Genomic DNA, 22689 nt, shown 5'->3' with positions numbered 1-22689 from the left:
GAGCTATGCACATTGTTGTTGGGCAGGCATCCAACATTTGCGAAGAAGTAAATAGTTAACCATTATTGGCCCGGCAAAGACTAAAATGAACCTTATTTATTAAAGCGGTCAATAAAAGTTGCAGTTATGGGTTACACCTTCCTCAGAAATATAGTCCCAACAAAATAGTGTAAATTTGATAATCTAAATTTTCTGTTATGGACACAAATGTAATAAATATAGACCCGGAAATTTTAGGTGGAACTCCCGTTTTTTTTGGAACCAGAGTCCCCATCAAAAATCTTTTCGATTATTTGGAAACTGGAGACTCAATAGAAATTTTTCTTGAAGATTTTGAAAGTGTAAGCAGGAATCAAGTAATACGGGTGCTTGAAATTTCACAGAAACTCATTGAAACATCATCAAATTTGCTTAATGAAAATATTGCTTGATGAATGCGTTACCAAACGCCTAAAAAAGTATTTAGCAGAATTTGAAGTTTTTACAGTTACAGAATTAGCCTTAAGTGGAATTAAAAATGGCAAATTGATGACCTATTGCGTTGAAAACAAATTCGACATCTTGTTAACTATTGATAAAAACCTAATACACCAACAGAATCTCGAGAAATATCCGGTTACAATTGTTGTTTTCAATTGCTTCACAAGTAAAATAGAAGAACTAATAACCTTTTTGCCATCCTTCAAATTACAAGTAAACGAATTGCAAAAGCATAAAGCTTACCTCATTTACCAATAGGTCAAACGCATAATATCTGCTGTGTAATAAGTCAGCCAAAAACGCATTATCACCATCCCCACAAAAACTGCTTACAAGGCACTCTTCCAGCAAGTTCTACAGGGTTCGCTAATTGCAATGGCTAATTATGCGCTTCCTTTTATTACCAGTCAGAAATAGGTTGTTACCGGCATGGGTATTCCTTGGCATCGTCTCTTGTGTTACTCGCTTGTACCTTCGGGTTATTAAGCATCTTTTACTGTAGTGAAGATTTATGCACATTGTTGTTGGTCAGGCGACAAACAATGGCGGAAGTAAAATTTATATTGGAGCATATAAACGTATATCAAATTCGTTTGTAATAATGTTGATTATATTTTCCACATATTTCGCCTCTGGTACTTTTGATCCAAAAATGGGTGAAGCATATTGATATAAGCGATAATATGTTTCTGTTGAAATTTCTATTGAAATATAGTTTGGATCATTCGGTATTTCATAGTTCTTTATTTTTTTATATTGCGGCAAAGTCAATATTTGATTACCATAAAGCCTATTCATAAAATCATTCCATGATACTTTTGGTTTTTTTTCTATTATACTTTTTTCAAAATATAGTAATGAATCTTCCTTTTCCCGATAAAAATAATAGGGGTTAAATTCATAATAATACGACTTCCAATTTCCTTTACTATTTTTTAAAATAATTAACTGTTGCCTACTTGTGAAGGAGTACCCAAGCCAAATTCTTATTTGCAATGAATCAAAACCCTTTTCTAATGTATCTAGTTTCAAAGAGTCTCTAATAAATGTAATACTTGCGAATAAAGAACCTTTAGACATTCCGTCATAGGGAACTTCTTTTTGAAATAAATCTTCCGGGTTTAACTTACTTTGGTTTGTTTGAAGGTCACATTTTTCACTAAAGAGTGAAATTCCAATCAAACAAATAATAGTAAATTGTTTCATATTCGATTTTATTTTTCCTTCTCCGCAGCGTCCCTGCTTTTCACAGCGCCATTTGAGGTGGCACTCCTGAGAAGTAGCATTCTACCAACAATATTAACCCTGCTTCAAAGCCGTTATTTAATCTTAATAATATTGTTGGTAATGTTGGCAAACCAGGCAAACATTTGCGCATCGTGCCCCGGAATAATCAATGCAGGGGATGAAGCCAGTGTTTTCATACGCTGCATGGCAGCTACATATGCTTTGGCATCAAAAGTACCATAAGCCGGGGCGGGCATCATTTTATCCAGGTTATAATAAATCCAAATATTATCCGATGCAATAATCACCTTATCCTTACCGCTTTGCACCTGCACATATTGTGAGTTATACGTATGCCGCGACCCTGTATACACCTTTATTCCCGGTATAATTTCTTTATCATCACCATCTACCATGGTTAGTTTACCTGCTATATTCAGGTCAACCAATTGCAAAACATCTCTTTTGGCAAAACCACCATGGTTAGCATCCTTTTGCCATGCCTGACCAACAAAATAAGTATAATCTTCCTTTTGAATCCAAATATGTGCGTTGGGAAATAAATTAACCCCATCAACATGATCCCAATGTGGGTGGGTGATAATAATATCCGTAATATCTGTAGCTTTTACACCTGCCTCCAGTAATACACTATCGGGCCTGGTAAAATTATATAAGCCAAAATCTATAGCGGCCTGCAAATCATTATTACAACCTGCATCCACTAAAATATTTTTACCCGCATTATCCTTTATCAGCCAAAACACAAATACAATACCCACACTATCTTTATCCGGACCATTTAATACCCAGTTAGCAATAGGGGTAGGTTGTTGCAACACCGCATATTTAAGGGCATAAATTTCGTAGTTGGGTTGCTGTGCAACAACAGCAGTATGCGCCAACACCAGCATCAAAAAAGCCAAAAGCATTTTTTTCATAATACAATAATTACCGTTTTATACAATAAGCAAATACATCTCGCCAATAAGCTTAAAAGCCATTACTAAGATAAGCAGATAGCAGCACATCTAATACCTAACTTACATAAACAACATGGCAGCCAAACTTTACAGCCAGCGCTTTATATGCTATTTCAGGTTAAGTGGCAGGGTGCTGCAAATCCGGCGAATAATATAATACCATCCGAAACATAGTTGCTATCAATACCTTTTAAAACCAAACTATTGAAATGCAAAACTGGTGGTTACCGGCAATGGTATTACATGGCATCGCCTCTTGTGTCACTCACTTGTACGGTTGGGGTTCTACCGGGCTTTTAATAAAGCGTACAGCAAAACAAGGATGTTTAATCCCCGTTATGGTATTGGAAAACTAAAAAGGGGCAAAAAACCATTGGCCCAAACAAGTGTTGTTCGGTGCTCCTTCGCTTCTTGTTCGCTATTGCTTCGTGTCTTGTTCGCTTCCCACCGAAGCGGAACCGAAGCGACACCGAAGCAGGTACGAAGGAAACATAGAGAAAACACGAACAAAACACCATTTATGGCAACTAAATGGCTTCTGGGCAAAAAAGCCGGATTTGGGTGTAACACTACAATAAGCTTGGATAAAAAAATACGGTTTAAAAATAAACGCACCATCTATTTAAAAAACCGCACTATAAAAGCATTGGTAACCAATAACGCATTTTTTTTGGTAAGGCTATTTAGTTCGTCTATTTTTGAGTTGTGCGCAATACTTTTCGTTTTATGCAAGAACATGTATACAAATTTCAAAAACGCAGGATGTTCAGGCAGTCTTATTTGATTTGGCTTTTTCCAATATTACCCATCTTTATGGAATTCACCCTGATACCAAGGCTGGTGCTAAATAATGAAAATATCATTTTCCTAATTATTGCAAACGTATTTTTTGGTATTGTGACAGTACCCGGAATTCGTCTTTATTATAACTATCGAAGATTTTCAATTAACAAAGAATTCGTAATTACATATAATACTATAAAACTCGTTGATACTGCTACAAACTCAATTATAGAGTTAAACATAAATGATATTGAAACAATCGAATTGCATACTAATGAATTGGCAACTAAACTACCGTGGTCATTTTATCGATATTTCTGTTTTACTGATAAATTTAAAAAGCGAATTGTTGTCACCTCTTTTATTATGGATATTAGCGATTTATGGATGGACTCCTTAGCAAGAAAAATAAGCAGTGAAAAACTCAAACGGATTGATAGCACTTACTCAATTATAGCGAGATAGTACTTCGCACAACAGTGCATTGTAGCGATTGGGGCTGAGGAATAATGTTTTTCAACTGCAACAAATATCCCAGCATCAGTTCCGGCTGAAGGAATTCTGAGCGGCAGTAGAATATATCATGATCTTTTGTAACTTTGTTCAGCGACGGTAAGCCATGGGCGACGGAATAGCATTCCCCAACCGCTTCAATGCTTGGACGTTGTATCCAAGCTAATGACATTCACTCCACACATATCAATCTATCCAGAGGGAAAATTTGACTACGAATGGCTTGGAGACAACTTGACCAGAGCAACTTTAATATTTTCAAAAAATCTTGACTATAATAAAAATCTTGTCAGGAAAAGAGTCAACATCCATTTAGGCGACGAAGTACGAGCTCATACTGAAGGGAGTATTAAGTCAATTTGGATTAAGAATACGATAGACACTTCCTTAGTATTGACTGATGTCGCTAAAATAGAAATTGTACTTAAAATTATTTATGATGCGGTAATTACTATTGCTGAATTCGTCGGATGGGATGGTGCTGGATTTGAAAAAGCCTACAGATTGTCTCTTGCTGACAAAGGCAAGTTTATTTGGCACTCGCAAATCAAAGCGAATAAAAATCGGACTATAAAAGCAAGAATTAAAATTTCACTTGACAAAGATGGTAGAGTTCCGATAATCGCTGAATTCTTTGACAACAAATTGAACCAACAATTTGAGGTTGGCATTATCGATACTTTTTTACATTTTGTAGATTGGGAAAGAGTTTTCGAAAAGCCTGTCTGGTTCGGCAATGAGAAATTTGGTTTTTCTTTCTACAATTCACAGCTACTTATATTAGCAAACTCAACCTTGAGACATTCAGAGATTGTTATCGCAGAAAAAAGCTGGAGTCGAGAGGAAGTAGAAGGCGGATTAAAACGCCTTACTTTTAGACACTTTGCAAATGACAAGGAAATGATAGAATGGGCTAGCGAATAGCCTGCATACAACAACTAAGGCTTCGTTGGGTGCGAAGCCCCTTGCTAAATAGTTTAAGCCCCTTTGATGCCTTTTGGAAGAAGATGAATATTAAATTGTAAAAAAATAAACGCACCATCTATTTTAAAAAACGAACTATAAAAGCATTGGTTATCAATAACGCAGTTTTTTTGGAAAGGCTATTTAGTTCGGCTATTTTTGAGTTGGCAGCAAAATTTAATCGAAGTTCCCAAATCTTTTAAATGTATGAATGAAAAACTAAAAGCTTTCTATTCAATTACAATTCTTTGTTTTGTGTTTACAAGCTGCACAGTTAGGGTCGCATGTGATAATGTCAACATTAAAATAGCTCTTGTCTCATTTCCTGACAGTTCGTTGGACAGGATTATCATTAGACAATTTGATACAACTCAATTTCATTCGCTTCTCGACAGCGTTATCATTTCTAACAAATATCCATATGAAAAATTTGGTGATACTGCCCTAATTACATATTCATTTGATAAAAAACAAGGTTACACGACAAGTCCTACAGGTTTGTCGAGCGGATATGACTATGAAGTCTATATACCGCGAGAAGACACAGTTATTAAACTTGCAGGAATTGAAGAGAAATATAAAATGAGAACTGCCGGATATTCGAATTTAGATGAGTCCCACTGCAACAATTACATTATAAGTTATAAGGTAAACGAAAAAAAATATACGGGTAATTTTGAAGCATTAACAATTTATCTCCATAAGTAAATCTGCTGCCGGACGAGTAAGCAAGTGGGATTTGGCCCCATGATAACAATAGCGGCAGAAGAACACATTTTTTTGAAAGGGTTTTTAGTTCGGCTATTTTTGAGTAAGCAGCAATTTTTCATGAACAATTTTCTAACAATAACCTTCGGATTTTTATTTTCACTTAGCTCTTATGGTCAAGGCAAAAGTGTTGACAGGAAAATATCACTTCAAGACAGTATTCTTTTACGCAACTTTTGGACAGACTTTAAAAGTGCAATTACACTAAACGACAAAGACAAATTAGCGGCACTTTGTGAATTTCCATTTTATTGCAGACCCTGTATTAACGACAAAACGCTTAAAATTAATGACCATGTAACAATTAATGTGACAAAGAAATTGTTTTATGAAAGTCAATACCAAGAGTTTTTAGACAGTCCAATAAGAAATGAAATTGAAAAGCACAAAAGCTTTGAGACATACATTTTTTATCCCACTTTTGACAACCATGGCAAACGCAATGGATTTATGTTCTCATATACAATTGTTGCCCCTTCAAAAAAATGGGAAGGGTTACAAGGTTTTATTTATGTAAGCAAAAAAAGCGGAAAATTTAAAATTACAGGCATAGATACGGTCCCATAAAACTGCTGCTAATATGGGTTTTGTATCATGGTGGGCTAGTAACCTTCCCCGTTATTAGAACGGTAAAAAATAAACGCACCATCCATTTTAAAAAACGCACTATAAAAGCATTGGCTATCAATAACGAATTTTTTTTGGAAAGGCTATTTAGTTCGTCTATTTTTGAGTTGGCTGCTATTCTAATGACGACACACTACGACATAAATTGGCTAATTGAAAAATTTGAAAGTGGCGCCACTTTGAAATACATTTTCTTTTGGGGCCACACAAATAAATACAACGAAGAAGTTGGAAAATTTTGTTTTAGTCAATGGTTTGAAAGTCCTTTTACAGTTGACAACATAACTTACAAGACAGCAGAACATTGGATGATGGCTCATAAAGCCTTACTATTTGGAGACAAACTCAACTTTGACAAAATCATTAATTGCGAAAAACCAGGAGAAGCAAAAGAACTTGGTCGACAAGTTTTAGGTTATGACGAACAAGCTTGGAATGACAGGAAATTTGAAATTGTAAAACTTGGCAATATTCATAAATTTAACCAATACCCACAATTTGCAGACTATCTCTTAAAAACTGAAAACAGAATATTAGTTGAAGCAAGTCCAGTTGATACAATATGGGGAATTGGACTTTCACAAGACAGCAATAACATTGAAAATATTTATGCTTGGCGTGGACAGAATTTGCTTGGTTTTGCATTAATGGCAACGAGAGATTTTTTAAAAGAATTTGGACATTTCAAACCACTTGACAATTCACATCAAACACCTTGGACAAAATTTCCCAAAATTGACAAAGAAGATATGTTTTGGAAAATGGGAAAAGGGGAAGCCTTTTTAATAACTTTTAGCAATTATTACAACAACTTATCTGACAAAGAAAAATCAATTTATGAACTGACAAATCCAGAGCCTTATGATTGGACAAATTTTTACGATTGACAAAAAAAGAACAGCAGGTAACTGTCTAGTCCTGAAATAGGTTGATTAAAAATCACCGCTCTGCCCCAAGTATGCAGCCAATCCCTTCCAGCGTTGGGTACTTGTACCATCCTAAACCACCCTTGCTAAATAGTTTAAGCCCCTTTGATGCCTTTTGGAAGAAGATGAATATTAAATTGTAAAAAAATAAACGCACCATCTATTTTAAAAAACGAACTATACAAGCATTGGATATCAATAATGCATTTTTTTGGAAAGGGTTTTTATTTAGGCTATTTTTGAGTTAGCTGCAAAATTTAATCGAAGTTCCCAAATCTTTTAAATGTATGAATGAAAAACTAAAAGCTTTCTATTCAATTACAATTCTGTGTTTTGTGTTTACAAGTTGCACAGTTAGGGACCCATGTGATAATGTCAACATTAAAATAGCTCTTGTCTCATTTTCTGACAGTTCGTTGGACAGGATAATCATTAGACAATTTGATACAACTCAATTTCATTCGCTTCTCGACAGCGTTATCATTTCTAACAAATATCCATATGAAAAATTTGGTGATACTGCCCTAATTACATATTCATTTGATAAAAAACAAGGTTACACGACAAGTCCTACAGGTTTGTCGAGCGGATATGACTATGAAGTCTATATACCGCGAGAAGACACAGTTATTAAACTTGCAGGAATTGAAGAGAAATATAAAATGAGAACTGCCGGATATTCGAATTTAGATGACTCCCACTGCAACAATTACATTATAAGTTATAAGGTAAACGAAAAAAAATATACGGGTAATTTTGAAGCATTAACAATTTATCTCCATAAGTAAATCTGCGAACAGTCGAGTAAGCAAGGTGGATTGCGCCCCCTGCTAAAATAGCGGCAGAAGAACACATTTTTTGGAAAGGCTATTTAGTTCGGCTATTTTTGGGTTAGCGCCTATTTTGCGAACGAGAAAACTGCACGACATTAAGTGAACAGAAAAAAGATATATAACATAATTGCAGTCATTTCGACTTTAGGGATAATTGCCTGGATGGTAACCGACTTCTTTGGTGGAATGTTTATTTACCTTTTATCATATGGACTTATAATAATTCCCATTGTAATTCTTTACATTTTTTCATTTGGCGAGACTATTATAACATTAGCAAAAAGAGGTTTCAATCATAATAAAATTAAAGTAATTTTTCACGGATTTGTTATACTAACAATTATTCTGGTCAATATTTTCCAAACTGACCTTCTTAAATCAAAGAGAATATTAACAGCGACACTTAAAGACGACCAATTCTATTATACTTTAGTGTTTAGAGAAAATGGGACTTGTGAAAATGAAGTTTCTGGAATATTCGGCTTTCAAGAAGTTTTCTACGGAAAATATAAATTTCAAGGTAACATAATTGTCTTTACAAAAAAACCTTACGACAATAATTTCATTCCTGACACAATGCTTATTGACAAAAAGGAAAAAGCAATTTTCATAAATAAAGACAAACAAGGAAAATTTAACACAACAAAAGAATGGCAAAATCATTTCGAAATTCAATAATAACATCCGAAAGTCGAATAAACAAAGGGGATTACACCCCCTGCTAACAAAAGCAGCAGAATAATGCATTTTTTGGAAAGGCTATTTAGTTCGGCTATTTTTGAGTTAGCGGATATCATTAACACACTTTCATTTTTAAATGTATACGTATACCACAGGGGAAAAAATTAAGCTACTGGATCAAGTTAAAGTTGGCCTGTTTGGAATAGAATTTCCTGGGACGGTTGTTTACATTCAAGGATTGGCTGTACAAAACGAAAAATTTAAGTGGTGTGAAAAAGATAATCTAGAAGGCATTATAGTAGAATGGCAAGACCCTGATATCCCAAACTCTTACTTAGTTTTGTTTGAAAATATTCGTGAACAAATTGCTAATTATATTCAATTAAATAATTGGGACGATGAAGATTTAGTTTTTGTTGGCAGAGATCCTGAACACTTCCGCTAACATTGCATTAACCGTGGTTCCACGTCTTCCAAAGGGAGACCTGGAACTTATAATAAATACGTTTCTTTGAAAGGAGTTACCGAGGAGGATTAGAATTGTTGAAGAGATTACCATAATACCTGCCAACCCCCAATCTGCCGCAAGTATACAACCAAGCCCTTCCAGCGTTGGTTACTTGTACCATCCTAAACCACCATTGGCAAATAGTATAAGCCCCTTTGATGCCTGTTGGAAAAAGGCGAATATTAAACGGTAAAAAATTAACGCCACATCTATTTTAAAAAACGCACTATAAAAGCATTGGTTATCAATAACGCTTTTTTTTTGGCAAGGCTATTTAGTTCGGCTATTTTTGAGTTGTAAGCAACTTTATGAGACAATTTCTAACAATTATATTATTTTTTATTTTTTATTTGACTGCATCATCGCAGGACAAGCAGATAAATGTAGATGTTTTTAAAAAGGCTGATGGGTTCGTATCGTCATATATTTTGATCTGCTCTGACACAACTTTTTTTGCTGCATTTGCGAATTGTAATGAAGCGGAAATTACAAAGGGGCGATGGAAAAAATCAAAGGACAAAATTCGCTTGTTGCCGGATAGTGAAGATAACATTACAATCAAACCAACTATTGTTTATGATGCAAATTCAAATGACAGTTTCATAACCTTTCACGTCTCTGACTATTTTCAAAAGCCATTTGAAAATTACGAGATTGTTTTCTTTGACGACCAGATGAAAGAGAACGAAATGGTAGCTAACGAAAATGGCATTTTGCGGATACCCAAGAAAAAATATGCTGCTTATTTATTAAGAGATGAGTACAATGCCATGAAAATTGGAAGCTATTTGGTAAATAACGTTCATTTCCTTTGGAATGGTTTGTCGGACGTAAGAGTTAAATTGAACTACCCTATTGAAATTTTGACGAATAGACCTTCCACAATTCCATTTGCTTATAAAGGGGATACATTTATAATAAGCTCAAATCAACTTAGTTCAACTACGAGTAAATTTGTATTGACTAAACCGTAAAGCTCCCATTCTAGCCAAAGTATGAACCCAAGCCATTGCTGTGTTGGATACTTGTACCATCATAAAATACATTGGTAAATAATATAAGCCCCTTTGATACCTTTTGGAAAAAGCGGAATATTTAACGGCAAAAAAAATAAACGCACCATCTATCTTAAAAAACGCACTATTTAATCATAGGTTATCAATAACGCATTTTTTTGGAAAGGCTATTTAGTTCGTCTATTTTTGAGTTGGTGGCAAGGCTAAATGACACACTCTAATAATGAGAGCAGACGTATATTCTAACGAAATTTTAATTGGAACAACCGTCCTGAAATTAGGTGACGAAAGTATGGGTTGTGTATATGGAGAGTTTACCCCAAACCAAAATTACTTTGACAAAGTACAAAAGATAGTTTGGAGATTTTGGGCGACAAATAAACCGAATTTTCAAGAATGGGATTCGTTACGTCTTAATGTGCAACTTGAAAATGGATATTTTTTATATCCAATCGGTGGATACACTATTGACGACATCGAAGATTTAAAAGATGAGCCAAAACGTATTGACATAGCTGGACTATACAGACACGTTATTGATGACTTTTTTAAATTAGACAAACCAAAAGAATTAGTTGGTAAACCTTGGTATTTCATTTCAATTAGCGAGAAAATTGCACTTGAGAATGAACTTAAAAAAGAATTAGGAGTGAAAGTTGAAAAATCTTTTCTTGACTTTTTTAAAGGCAAACCAAACAATCATATTTTACTTGACTTTGATTGCTCTGCTTTGTGTAAAGACGAAAGAAATGACGATGTCTTTTTTGTAACAAATAATCAAAATTCAGACAATGGTTTTGCTGTTATTCATTTAACTTGGTCTAGTAAAAAAGAATATAAAAATTATCCAAGAACAGATTTTTACAAAGACTTTGACGACTTTAAAACTCAACGAATAGACATTGACATTTCTAATTGGGAAGACTGACCACGAAGAAGCCCTTCCACCAACATAAGGTTTGTAATTAAAACTTCTGCCCAGAATCTCCAAAGATTAGCTTTGCATGTGGCAGGGACTCTGCGGCTCGATGTTGATTTTTCTTTCCGGTAATTAATAGCAAAGTATTATATGACACCTGCCTGGCAATTAGTTATAAGAATTTTAATGGTAGTCAGTTAACAACTAATAAATGATTATTTTAGAAATTAAGGCTAAAAACGCAGAGTTCCCGCTATGTAAAGTGCTTGAGGAGACTCTTCAGAGAAGGATGCGAAGAAAATAGTTAATACCAGTGGTTTCCATTAATTTTTTTTACCATTAACTCCTTTCGCAGAAAGGCTTTTAACTTTAATCGCAGGTTATCCTTCAAAAGATATGAAACAACAGGGATAATTTAAAAGAAAAATGGACATGGAGAGAATTTGTAATTATTTCAAAAAAATTAAAGCCTTGTTTAATTTTTTACTTTTAGCATACCTTTTTGGAGGTTGTTTCTATCCAAAAGAAAAATTTGGAGTAGAAAACAATGAATTTAGAATAAAAATGGGGTTAGAAATTTTACCTGGCAATTGGAAACCTTCTTCTGTTGGTAGTAATTATACAATTTGGCAAAATCCAAAGGGTGATCTATTTTTTAGTAAAAAAGAACCATTTTTTTTCTCAAAATCAATTAGCTATAATAGAAGTGAATTAATTTCAGAAGAAGACTTGTATTACAGCGGAAAAGAGTTTACTACGATTGATGGCGATGAAAGAGAATCTTTAAGTATTAAATACTATTTTATCCCACAACATGAAGGAGATGAGATAGTAAAAGGGTGGTACTGTTATTACGTTAAACCCTCTCGAAAATCAAAGAAAATTTATTCACCTTCCACAATAAATATAACCATAAAAGAAGCTGATTCAATTTTGAAATCTTGGATGTTAAAGCCCCCTCGATAGCGGAAGTATTTAGAACATAATGCTGGCATCTCTGGTCTAAGTATTAAAATTATCAAAACTACTGCTGCCGCAAGTAAACAGCCAATCCTTAGCAGCATTGGGTTCTTGTACCATCCTAAACCACCATTTGTAAATAGTATAAGCCCATTTGATGCCTTTTAGAAGAATTGGAATATTAAACGGTAAAAAAATAGCCGCACCATCCATTTTAAAAAACACACCATAAAAGCATTGGTTATCAATAATGCATTTTTTTGGTAAGGCTATTTAGTTCGTCTATTTTTGAGTTAGCGATAAGCATAAAGACTGAAACGAAATGACAATTCGCATAAAATAAATTTGAGCAAACAGATGAAATATAACTCTAAAAAACCTTCAATTCTTAAGCAGATAATTGTAATTACAGGACTATTTGTTTTTCTTTTTGGTGGGATGTTTGCAACTATTATAGGATTTGACAATTTCAAAAATTACGATAGTCCTTACTTATTTGTCTTTGCTTTTGGGACATTGGGACTCGTTATAGGTATAATGGTAGCGAAAAAAATTAAACCATACGTTATCTTGAATCCTAAAATGTTGAACAACTATTCTAATCTGACAATTATGTTTTCTGTTGGCTTTATTGGAGGATTTATTTTACTTGGACATCATTTTAATTCGACAATATCGACTTTATATAAATGCGACACATTCTCTGTTATAGACAAAGAGTTTCATAAAGGAGGTTTCAGACAACCCGAATTAAATATCTTAATATTAAACGTAGAAGGCGAAAATAAGCGACTTCTTTGCAGACAAAATTATTGGCAGACAGTTTCGATAGGACAGACAGTAAATGCTTGTATTTATAAAAGCCCAATAGGTCTTGATTATACGAATTTACCAGACAACAAATGAGAATGCCTACCGCTAACATACAGGGTTTTTGCAATGCCGGCAGAAGAATAAATTCCCACTCTGCCCCAAGTATGCACCCAAGCCATTGCAGCGTTGGGTACTTATATCATCCTAAACCACCATTGGCAAATAGTATAAGCCCCTTTGATGCCTGTTGGAAGAAGGGGAATATTAAATGGTAAAAAAAATAGACGCACCATCTATTTTAAAAAACGCACTATAAAAGCATTGGTTATCAATAACGCATTTTTTTTTGGAAAGGGGATTTAGTTCGTCTATTTTTGAGTTGTGCGCAATACTTTTCGTTTTATGCAAGAACATGTATACAAATTTCAAAAACGCAGGATGTTCAGGCAGTCTTATTTGATTTGGCTTTTTCCAATATTACCCATCTTTATGGAATTCACCCTGATACCAAGGCTGGTGCTAAATAATGAAAATATCATTTTCCTAATTATTGCAAACGTATTTTTTGGTATTGTGACAGTACCCGGAATTCGTCTTTATTATAACTATCGAAGATTTTCAATTAACAAAGAATTCGTAATTACATATAATACTATAAAACTCGTTGATACTGCTACAAACTTAATTATAGAGTTAAACATAAATGATATTGAAACAATCGAATTGCATACAAATGAATTGGCAACTAAACTACCGTGGTCATTTTATCAATATTTCTGTTTTACTGATAAATTTAAAAAGCGAATTGTTGTCACCTCTTTTATTATGGATATTAGCGATTTATGGATGGACTCCTTAGCAAGAAAAATAAGCAGTGAAAAACTCAAACGGTTTGATAGCACTTACTCAATTATAGCGAGATAGTACTTCGCACAACAGTGCATTGTAGCGATTGGGTCTGAGGAATAACGTTCTTCAAGTACAACAAAAACCCCAGCATCAGTCCTTGCTGATGGAATTCTGCATCGGCCCTTGCAAGAGGCATACGACTGGTAAATATTGCACTTCAGTTTTTACAATAGAAGCAATATCCGGTATCCGGTAAAGCAATCTATCTAATTGGTATATTTAGGCTTCAAAATATTTCCCATACCAATTCAATATAGCCATCATGTGCTTTAAAAAAAATCTGCTCTTATCAACCTTGTTTTTTACTGTTGTATTCATACAGGCAGGTGCGCAAAAAAACAATACATTTACCATCAGCACACCTGAGGCGCAAGGTGTATCATCCACCGCTATTATTAATTTTCTGGATGCTGCTGCCAAAAGCAAAACAGAATTCCACAGTTTTATGCTGTTGCGCCATGGCAATATAGTTGCTCAGGGTTGGTGGAACCCCTATGGCCCCGATCTTAAACATACCATGTATTCCTGCAGTAAAAGTTTTACAGCCACCGCCATTGGTTTTGCCGTGAGCGAAAACAGGCTTACCGTAAACGACAAACTCATATCTATTTTCCCCGATGACCTGCCCGATACCATTAGTGCTTATTTAGCCAGCCTTACCGTTAAAGATGTATTAACTATGAGCGATGGCCAGGAACCCGACCCCACTTTTGCCGTAGCCAGCACAGACAGCAATTGGGTGAAGTCTTTTCTTGCCTTGCCCATAGTACATCAACCAGGTTCTACTTTTTTATATAATTCATTGGGCACCTATATGCTGTCTGCCATTATACAAAAAATCACCGGACAAAAAGTGATAGACTACCTGCAACCCCGCTTATTTGAACCATTGGGTATTACCGGAGCCGATTGGGAAATGGACCCCAAAGGCATAAATACCGGTGGCTGGGGATTAAGAATAAAAACAGCAGATATGGCAAAGTTTGGTCAGCTGTTTTTACAAAAAGGGGTATGGAATGGCAAACAGGTATTACCGGCCGCCTGGGTAGAAGAAGCATCCACCCTAAAAATTATTCAGCACCCCGATTATTCGCGGGCCAAAAGGGATTCCAGCGATTGGGAACAGGGCTACTGCTACCAAATGTGGCGTTGCCGCCACAATGCTTACCGGGGTGATGGCGCATTTGGTCAATACATTATTGTAATGCCGGATGAGGATGCCGTACTGGCCATTACCGCCGAAACCCCCGATATGCAGGAGGAGATTAATTTGGTTTGGCAATACCTGTTACCCGGCATGCACGATGGCAAATTGCCCGCCAATAAAACAAGTGCCAAAGCCCTGCAGCAAAAGCTTGCTGCGCTGGCCCTGCCCCTGCCTGCCAAAACCAGTGCAGCTATAGAAAATACACTGGATGGCAAAACCTTTAGGATGGCACCCAATAACAGAAGAATTGAGGCCGTATCATTTAATTTTAAAAACAACAATTGTACGCTTACCCTGCAAACAGATACCATGACCTATCATATAGATTTTGGTGCCGGCAGCTGGCAGGCAGCAAGCACTACCAAACGCGGCCCTTCGCTGGTGGGTGGTGCCAAGGGTAGTTTTGTGGGTTTGCCTCCGCTTCAAATTGATGGCGCCTATACCTGGCAGGATGATAACACGTTGGCACTTACACTGAGATATATTGAAAGTCCGCATACAGAAAAATTTACCTGCCAGTTTACCAATAATACCGTAAACATTAGCATAGAAAACAGTTTTGATTATGGCACTAAAAAAACAGTTGTAACAGGTACAGCAAGATAATAAAGCTGGCTTATGCCTGATGGCTAAATTGCAAAAGAAGGCACTCACCCAGGTTTTATACTGCTAACGCTATAAACAGGACAATATGATTTAAAAGCTGCATAGAGCATCTGCCTGTACAAGTGTGCGACGCAAGTAAAGCTCCATAGCATGGTGATAGACGGGTCAATACATTTTTACCCTTTTATTACTGCCCATTTAAAAAAAACTATTGTACAGCTTGCTTTTATCGCATAGTTTTAAAAAGTGAAAAAAATTGCACTTTTATTGGTGATGGCCATGGTATATGGCCAGGTTATAGCACAGATATGTGGCACACCGGGTGTTGATGGCCCGGAGAATATTTCGGGTTCTATTAATACCTATTTTCCGCCTTCGGGTAATATTACATTGGCAGCCGGCTCCAGAACCGTTTTACTGGATGCGGTACCCCCCAACGATATTCATGGAAATAATTTTGGCACGCAGGCTATAAATGCCGGCGATATGCTGCTGATTATTCAAATGCAGGATGCCGCCATTAATGTGGCCAACAGTGCCTTTTATGGCGCCAATAGCAGTAGCGGCGGCCCTGATGGACTTGGGGGCACCGGCTATACCAGCCTGGGTAATAGTGGTCATTTTGAATATGTAATTGCTACCAATTCCGTTGCGCTTACGGGCGGCAACCTTAGTTTTAAGGGTGCGGGTGCCAATAAGGGTACGGTTTACAGCTATGTAAATGCATCGGCCACGGCCACATCGGGCAAAAAAACATTTGAAATTATACGGGTGCCGCAATATTCTAATCTGGTACTATCGTCTAATATTTCCACGCCACCTTTTAATGGTAAAGCGGGTGGCGTAATTGCCTTTGATGTATCGGGCAGTATGGATTTTAATGGTTTTACCATTGATGCTTCTTCAAAGGGTTTTAGGGGTGGTTATGGGATTATTGCCAACTCGGGCCCCAATATTAATAGTGTTTATGTTGTTCCTTCCACAGATGACAGATCCGTAGGCAAGGGCGAAGGCATTGCCGGTACACCCAGGTATATGTGGGATGGCTTTAACCAGGTAGATAATATTGACGAGGGTTTACCGGGAGGATCGTATGGCAAGGGCGCACCTGCCAATGCAGGTGGTGGTGGTAATGACCACAATGCCGGCGGCGGCGGCGGTGGCAATGGAGGTGCCGGGGGTGTAGGCGGTGATGGCACTTCTACCCTGGGTACAGGTTTTGGCTCATTCCCCAATGGTGGCAGACCCGGTGCTATTACCTACGCTACCGGTGCACCGGATATTACCCGTTTAATAATGGGTGGCGGCGGCGGCGGTGGTGATGCCAACAATGCACTTACCGGTGTAAAAGGCGGTGTGGGTGGCGGTATTATTTTATTAAATGTAGGATCTATAAAGGGTTCGGGAACCATTTTAGCCAATGGTGGCGCTGGCGCCCCGGGCCAATCTGGCGCCCAGCCGGATGGGGCAGGTGGTGGCGGTGCCGGAGGTACAGTTTTTATAAAAGTATCTAACCCTGATGCCAGTGCCGTACTTACCATTGAAGCCAAAGGCGGCAATGGAGGCAATACGGTTGGCGACAGGAATTTAAATGATGAACATGGCCCTGGTGGCGGGGGGGGTGGCGGTCAAATTTTTTATGCTATTGCCAGCGGCACTGTAAATTCCAATATTAGTCCCGGTAAAGCAGGCAGGTCTAACTCTGGTGTGGGCATACCACACAATGCAGCAGATGGTAAAGATGGCAATGTAAGACCATTTGTTTTGGCCGATTTGCCGGCCTATTTACAGGGGGGTGGTTCCATATGTTATCCTGAGTTAACCACTACCCTTGCGGAGGCCAATCCTACGGCCAATAAATTTCCGGGCAGTACGGTAATGTATACCGTTAAAGCCTTTAATGACATTGGGGGCGGCAATGCCGGCGGTGTGCAAATTGAGTTGCAAATACCGGCCGGACTTACCATGCAATCAGCAACGGTAAATTATACCGGGGATGCCGGTGGCCCTGCAACCATTACCAATACAGGCACTGCGGTACGTCCCTTGTTTGGCGACTTTAATATTTCTCCCGGTGATACGGTGATTATTACCATGACCCTATTTGTGGATTGTAATATTACAGCGGGTAATTATAACAGCAGTGCGCAGGCACTTTACCTGGACCCATCCAGAACATTCAGAGACCCGAGGAGAAGGATAGCCGCATTAGTAAATGCATTTGTAGGTACCAATACCAGCTATGAAACTGGTTTGGCGGGGCCAGTGCCCGGTGCAAATTATGATGGCAATGCGCCTACTGCGGTTACAGAAAATATTATCATAAAACCGCTGGTGGCTATTGGCAACAATACCATCAGTTTATCTGCTGCACCGTCATCATTTTGTGCAAGCGGTGATCCGGCACTGATTATTGGCGCCACACCTACCGGTGGCGGGGAAGCCTATGCCTACCAATGGCAAAGCAGTACCGACAATGTAAATTTTACTGATATGGCAACAATGGCGGCAAAAGATTTTGACCCACCCTTACTTACCGATTCAGTTTATTACCGCCGTATTGTAAGCTCCTTAACCTGTACACCGGCCACCACCAGTAATGTGCTTGCGTTTATCATAAACCATGCACCGGTTGTTGATTTTTTAACCCCGGGCATTTGTTTACAGGATGGTGCGGCCTTATTTACCAATACCACTACCATTGATGATGGCAGCGATGCCAGTTTATTATATGCCTGGAACTTTGGTGAAACGGGTTCGGCGCAGAATACATCGGTATTAAAAAACCCAAGCCATGCTTATGCGGCTGCAGGCAATTATACCGTAACACTTACCGTAACATCCGGTGCCTGTGTTATAACCAATACCAAACCTTTTACGGTAAATGGCAGTATACCGGTAGCTGATTTTAGTATTACTAGTGGCAGCACTTTGTGCAGTAATCAACCTGTGGCTTTTGTTGATAAGGCTTCAGTAGATTTTGGGGAAATCACCAAAATTGAATGGTACTACGATTTTGGCAATAACCCTACCCTGGTACAAACAGATAATGCCCCCGGCAAGCGCAATGCGGCTGCCACTATTTACAATTATAATTATCCGGTATTTTATACCCCTGCTACAACCGATATTTCTGTACGCATGGTGGTATATTCGGGTATTACCTGTGTAAACGAAACTACCATTCCCATTACCTTAAAAGCTGTGCCCGAAGCTGCTTTTAGCGCTTTACCTGCAGTATGTGATAATATTAGTCCATTTCAAATTACGCAGGGTAGTGAAATACATGGCTTGCTGGCTGGCACCGGCAACTATAGCGGCACGGGGATTAACGGAGCCGGCATATTTTCACCTGCCAACGCAGGGCCGGGTGTACAAACACTTAGCTATACCTATACCGCCAACAATGGCTGCGCAGATACCGCCACGCAAACTATTACGGTGTATGCATCCCCAACAGTGGTGGGTGGCTCGGTAGAATTGCTGGAGGGCGGTCAGGTGCAATTACCCGCCACTTATAGCGGTAGCAACCTGACTTATGTATGGACACCCGCTACCGCCCTTGATCATACCGATATTGCCAACCCAATGGCATCGCCGGTAAAAGATATTGTGTATAGCATCAAAGTAAGTTCGGTGGAGGGTTGTATTGCCAACGGCACCGTGGTAGTAAAAGTGTTTCAAAACCCAAAAATACCCAATGCATTTTCGCCCAATAAAGATGGCATTAACGATGTGTGGAATATTCAGTATTTAAATACTTATACCGATGCAACTATTGCGGTATTTAACCGTTACGGGCAACAGGTGTTTTATTCAGTTGGTTACAATACTCCCTGGAACGGACAGTACAAGGGCAGCGATTTACCGGTGGGCACTTATTACTATATTATCGACACCAAAAAGGGACATACACCTTTTTCGGGCTATGTAACTATTTTGAGGTAAGTCCATTGTATTTTGCCATTTTTTAGCCAGACAAAAGAATAAGCATTTGGCTTTACTTGCGTCGCACACTTGTACGGTTGGTTGGCTATTGAGCTAGAATAATTATTATCAACGAGGGTGATACAGCAAAAGCTGCATAGCGATATAAACGCACAAGAGTGCGACGCAAGAGTAGCTGCATAATGGATTAATTGTTCGGTTACAAAAAACGCTTAAGCATTTACGCACTTATAAATTTAATAACGGGATGAGAGAAAAACGGCTGTACATTTTTTGTTTTTGTATTGCCTGTATATTGGGCATTCAGTCGTTTGCACAGCAGGGCACCATTTCGGGAACGGTAGTATCAGCTGCCACACGGGAAGTAATTGCCGGTGCGGTAATTGTGGTTACCGCCAAAGATTCCGGCAATAAACAGGTGGTAATTACCAATGTAAACGGACTTTTTCTATTAAAGGATATAGTGCCCGGCAATTACAAATTATATATCAGTGCAGTAGGCTTTGAGGCACAAACACAGGGCGTAAGATATAATGCTGCCCAAAATAATTTCCAGATGGATACGGTGGCATTGCAACCTTTTTTTGATACACTTACAACGGTGGTGGTAAAAGCCAGCAGGCCACAGGTAAATATAAAAACAGATACCACTGAGTTTAGCGCCAATGCCTTTAAAGTGCGCAAAAATGGCACCGTTGAAGATATACTGCAAAAAATGCCGGGGATTGAAGTGGATAGAAATGGCGGTGTAAAAGCACAGGGCGAATCAGTTACTCAAATTTATGTGGATGGGAAACCATTTTTTGGTACGGATTTAAAATCGGTAACGCAAAATTTTCCGGCCGATATTATTGACAAAATTCAAATTATTGATAAACGCAGCGATCAGGCACTTGCCACCAAAGTGGATGACGGGATAAGGGAAAAAATTATTAATGTTACCTTGAAGAAAAACAGAAAAAAAGGCATGTTTGGCAAGGATTACGCTGGCTATGGTACCGATAACCGTTACGAAGCCAAATTAAATACCAACCTGTTTAATAATAACCGGAAAATAACCCTGATTGCAGCTGCCAATAATACGGGGCGAAATGATAATAATAATCCCGGCGCAGATGATGCCAGTTATGAAAACCGAAATGGCATTACCAATAGTATGCAGGCCAAAATAAATTATGCCGATAAGTACGGCAAAAATTTTGATTTTAATGCCTATGCCAGCTTTGAAAAAAACAACACCAACAGGGATGAAATATATACCAGGCAAAATATTTTTGGCGATTCATCCAGCTATTATTACGAACACAGAACAAGTACCACAGAAACGCCCAATTACAATGCAGGCCTGTATTTTGAATACCGGCCGGATACCCTAACCTTTATACGGTTTAACCAGAATATGGGTTATGGTATAAATGATTTTCTGTTAAACTCCGCCTTTAATTCTACTCTGGCAGATAATGCCAAACTGAATGATGGCACCCGGAATAATAACCGCCATACCAGCACGCCCAATGGCAGTGGGCAGATAAATGCCAATCACCGTTTTAAAAAAGCAGGTAGAAATATTTTCTTCAATTTCAACAACAACCTGAACAATAATTTTACTGATAATTATAATATTGCCACTAATAATTTTTTCCCGGCCGATAGTATTTTTTACAGCAAATTATTACACCAGTTGCAACGCAATAATAATAACAGCTATAACATTGGCTCTTCGGTAAGTTATTCTGAACCTCTTTCTGCAAAGTCATCGCTAAACATTAATTATAATTTTGGTTATGGCAAAAACAACACAGTAAAAGAAGCATTTGACTATAACACCATTACCAGCCTGTACGATCTTTTTAACGATACCCTGAGTAATGAATTCGACAATAATAATTATACCAATAAAGCCGGTTTAACCTATAACTATGGCACGGCCAATGTTGGCTTTGGCACGGGTGTACGCTGGCAGGAAGCAAGGGTAAAAAGCAGGTCGTTAACCACTGACAGTATGTATCAGCAATCTTTTACTGGGTTTTATCCCAATATCAATATGTATATAAATGGTACCGGCAAGCGTTTTAATATGTATTACTATTTTAATGTGCAGGCACCACAGGCATATCAATTGCAACCGGTGGCCGATAATACCAATCCATTGTTTATAAAACTGGGCAACCCCGGTTTACAGTTTGCTACAGTGCACAATGTGCGTTATAATTATAATGCCTATAACGCCAAAAAACAAACGGGCTTTAATTCAAATGCAGGCATTTCAATTATTAATAACAATATTGCCAATAGCAATGTATACAATAATACCAATGGCAGCCAGGTATCCCGCCCGGTGAATGTAGACGGTGCTTATAACTGGAACACCTGGTTTTCCTATTACCGTCCGCTGCATTTTAGTACCACCGCTATCAAGTGGAATATTAACCTGTTTGCCAATGGCTTTAGAAATATCAACCTGTTAAACACTGCCGAAAATATTACCGTTAACGATTATCAGAAATTATCAACAGGAATTGTATACGATGCTGTGCAATGGATAGACTTGCGGTTAAACCTGGGGGTTAGCAGACAGCACACCACCTATTCATTACAATCCTCATTAAACAATACTTCGCATTTTGTAGAAGTAAGTCCGAATATTACTTTTTTGCCTACTTCTGGAATGGAGATTACAGTAGATTATAACTTTCGTCAAACCACGGGGCAATCGGCTGGTTTTAATACCATCATTAACATGTTAAATGCCGATGTGGTGCAATACCTGAATAAGAAAAAAGACCTCTGGCTTAAATTAAAAGCCTATGATATTCTGCAACAAAATGTAAGCATATGGCGTAGTGCAGGCGATAATTATATTCAGGATACCAAAGCCAATGTACTTTCAGGGTTTTACCTGCTTAGCATTAATTTCAGGTTTAATAAGTTTAACCATAAAGCTCCGGATTTTCCAGAAACACCTGCGCCTAACAGCGATATGTAATCCTACAAAAGAACCATTTATATTTGCGACCAG

20 protein-coding genes are annotated in these 22689 nt (G+C 37.8%); 18 read left to right on the top strand and 2 right to left on the bottom strand.

The window, feature by feature from the left end; translation table 11 throughout:
- Positions 1-197: 197 nt before the first annotated feature.
- Both GD597_RS04740 and GD597_RS04735 read left to right on the top strand, forming a co-directional pair.
- Positions 198-431 (top strand): DUF433 domain-containing protein, encoded by a 234-nt coding sequence (locus tag GD597_RS04740; protein WP_171606675.1) that lies wholly within the window; start codon positions 198-200, stop codon positions 429-431.
- Positions 415-738 (top strand): DUF5615 family PIN-like protein, encoded by a 324-nt coding sequence (locus GD597_RS04735; RefSeq protein ID WP_171606674.1) that lies wholly within the window; start codon positions 415-417, stop codon positions 736-738. Before GD597_RS04740 ends, GD597_RS04735 begins: the two co-directional genes overlap by 17 nt.
- 300 nt (positions 739-1038) lie before the next feature.
- Here GD597_RS04735 and GD597_RS04730 read toward each other — a convergent pair whose 3' ends face one another.
- Both GD597_RS04730 and GD597_RS04725 read right to left on the bottom strand, forming a co-directional pair.
- Entirely contained in the window at positions 1039-1686 is a 648-nt protein-coding gene (locus GD597_RS04730; protein WP_171606673.1) for a hypothetical protein, read from the bottom strand.
- 113 nt (positions 1687-1799) lie between these two features.
- Positions 1800-2648 (bottom strand): N-acyl homoserine lactonase family protein, encoded by an 849-nt coding sequence (locus GD597_RS04725; RefSeq protein ID WP_171606672.1) that lies wholly within the window; start codon positions 2646-2648, stop codon positions 1800-1802.
- Between the two features lie 768 nt (positions 2649-3416).
- Between GD597_RS04725 and GD597_RS04720 the strand changes: the two genes are divergently transcribed.
- From GD597_RS04720 to GD597_RS04645, 16 genes are all read left to right on the top strand, one after another.
- Entirely contained in the window at positions 3417-3938 is a 522-nt protein-coding gene (locus tag GD597_RS04720) for a hypothetical protein (protein ID WP_171606671.1), read from the top strand.
- Between the two features lie 213 nt (positions 3939-4151).
- Positions 4152-4910, top strand: coding sequence for a hypothetical protein (locus GD597_RS04715; RefSeq protein WP_171606670.1), 759 nt, complete (start codon positions 4152-4154; stop codon positions 4908-4910).
- Positions 4911-5156: 246 nt separating this feature from the next.
- Positions 5157-5657, top strand: coding sequence for a hypothetical protein (locus GD597_RS04710; protein ID WP_171606669.1), 501 nt, complete (start codon positions 5157-5159; stop codon positions 5655-5657).
- Positions 5658-5696: 39 nt separating this feature from the next.
- The gene (locus tag GD597_RS04705; RefSeq protein ID WP_171606668.1) at positions 5697-6284 is read left to right on the top strand and encodes a hypothetical protein; all 588 of its coding nucleotides are present in this window, start codon (positions 5697-5699) and stop codon (positions 6282-6284) included.
- Positions 6285-6304: 20 nt separating this feature from the next.
- Positions 6305-7231: an NADAR family protein gene (locus tag GD597_RS04700; RefSeq protein ID WP_235954184.1), complete on the top strand. Its 927-nt coding sequence runs from the start codon at positions 6305-6307 to the stop codon at positions 7229-7231.
- 326 nt (positions 7232-7557) lie between these two features.
- Complete coding sequence (locus tag GD597_RS04695; protein ID WP_171606667.1) at positions 7558-8058, top strand: hypothetical protein; 501 nt, start codon at positions 7558-7560, stop codon at positions 8056-8058.
- 144 nt (positions 8059-8202) lie between these two features.
- Positions 8203-8781 carry a hypothetical protein gene (locus GD597_RS04690; RefSeq protein WP_216368509.1) on the top strand — a complete coding sequence of 193 codons (579 nt, stop codon included), beginning with the start codon at positions 8203-8205 and terminating at the stop codon, positions 8779-8781.
- Between the two features lie 139 nt (positions 8782-8920).
- Positions 8921-9229, top strand: coding sequence for a hypothetical protein (locus GD597_RS04685; protein ID WP_171606666.1), 309 nt, complete (start codon positions 8921-8923; stop codon positions 9227-9229).
- Between the two features lie 371 nt (positions 9230-9600).
- Positions 9601-10266, top strand: a complete 666-nt coding sequence (locus tag GD597_RS04680; RefSeq protein WP_171606665.1) for a hypothetical protein — start codon at positions 9601-9603, stop codon at positions 10264-10266.
- Positions 10267-10531: 265 nt separating this feature from the next.
- Entirely contained in the window at positions 10532-11236 is a 705-nt protein-coding gene (locus tag GD597_RS04675) for a hypothetical protein (protein ID WP_171606664.1), read from the top strand.
- Between the two features lie 417 nt (positions 11237-11653).
- Entirely contained in the window at positions 11654-12193 is a 540-nt protein-coding gene (locus GD597_RS04670) for a hypothetical protein (RefSeq protein WP_171606663.1), read from the top strand.
- 351 nt (positions 12194-12544) lie between these two features.
- Positions 12545-13093, top strand: a complete 549-nt coding sequence (locus tag GD597_RS04665) for a hypothetical protein (RefSeq protein ID WP_171606662.1) — start codon at positions 12545-12547, stop codon at positions 13091-13093.
- 396 nt (positions 13094-13489) lie between these two features.
- On the top strand, positions 13490-13924 hold the full coding sequence (locus GD597_RS04660; protein ID WP_171606661.1) for a hypothetical protein: 435 nt from the start codon (positions 13490-13492) through the stop codon (positions 13922-13924).
- A 247-nt stretch (positions 13925-14171) separates the two neighbouring features.
- Positions 14172-15722, top strand: a complete 1551-nt coding sequence (locus GD597_RS04655; protein WP_171606660.1) for a serine hydrolase domain-containing protein — start codon at positions 14172-14174, stop codon at positions 15720-15722.
- Between the two features lie 246 nt (positions 15723-15968).
- Complete coding sequence (locus tag GD597_RS21940) at positions 15969-19670, top strand: T9SS type B sorting domain-containing protein (protein ID WP_171606659.1); 3702 nt, start codon at positions 15969-15971, stop codon at positions 19668-19670.
- A gap of 247 nt (positions 19671-19917) precedes the next feature.
- Positions 19918-22656, top strand: a complete 2739-nt coding sequence (locus GD597_RS04645) for a TonB-dependent receptor (RefSeq protein WP_171606658.1) — start codon at positions 19918-19920, stop codon at positions 22654-22656.
- The last annotated feature ends 33 nt before the right edge of the window (positions 22657-22689 follow it).

This window comes from Limnovirga soli, from assembly GCF_013106755.1.
Taxonomy (GTDB): Bacteria; Bacteroidota; Bacteroidia; order Chitinophagales; family Chitinophagaceae; genus Limnovirga; species Limnovirga soli.
This window is presented reverse-complemented; position numbering and strand designations above follow the sequence as displayed.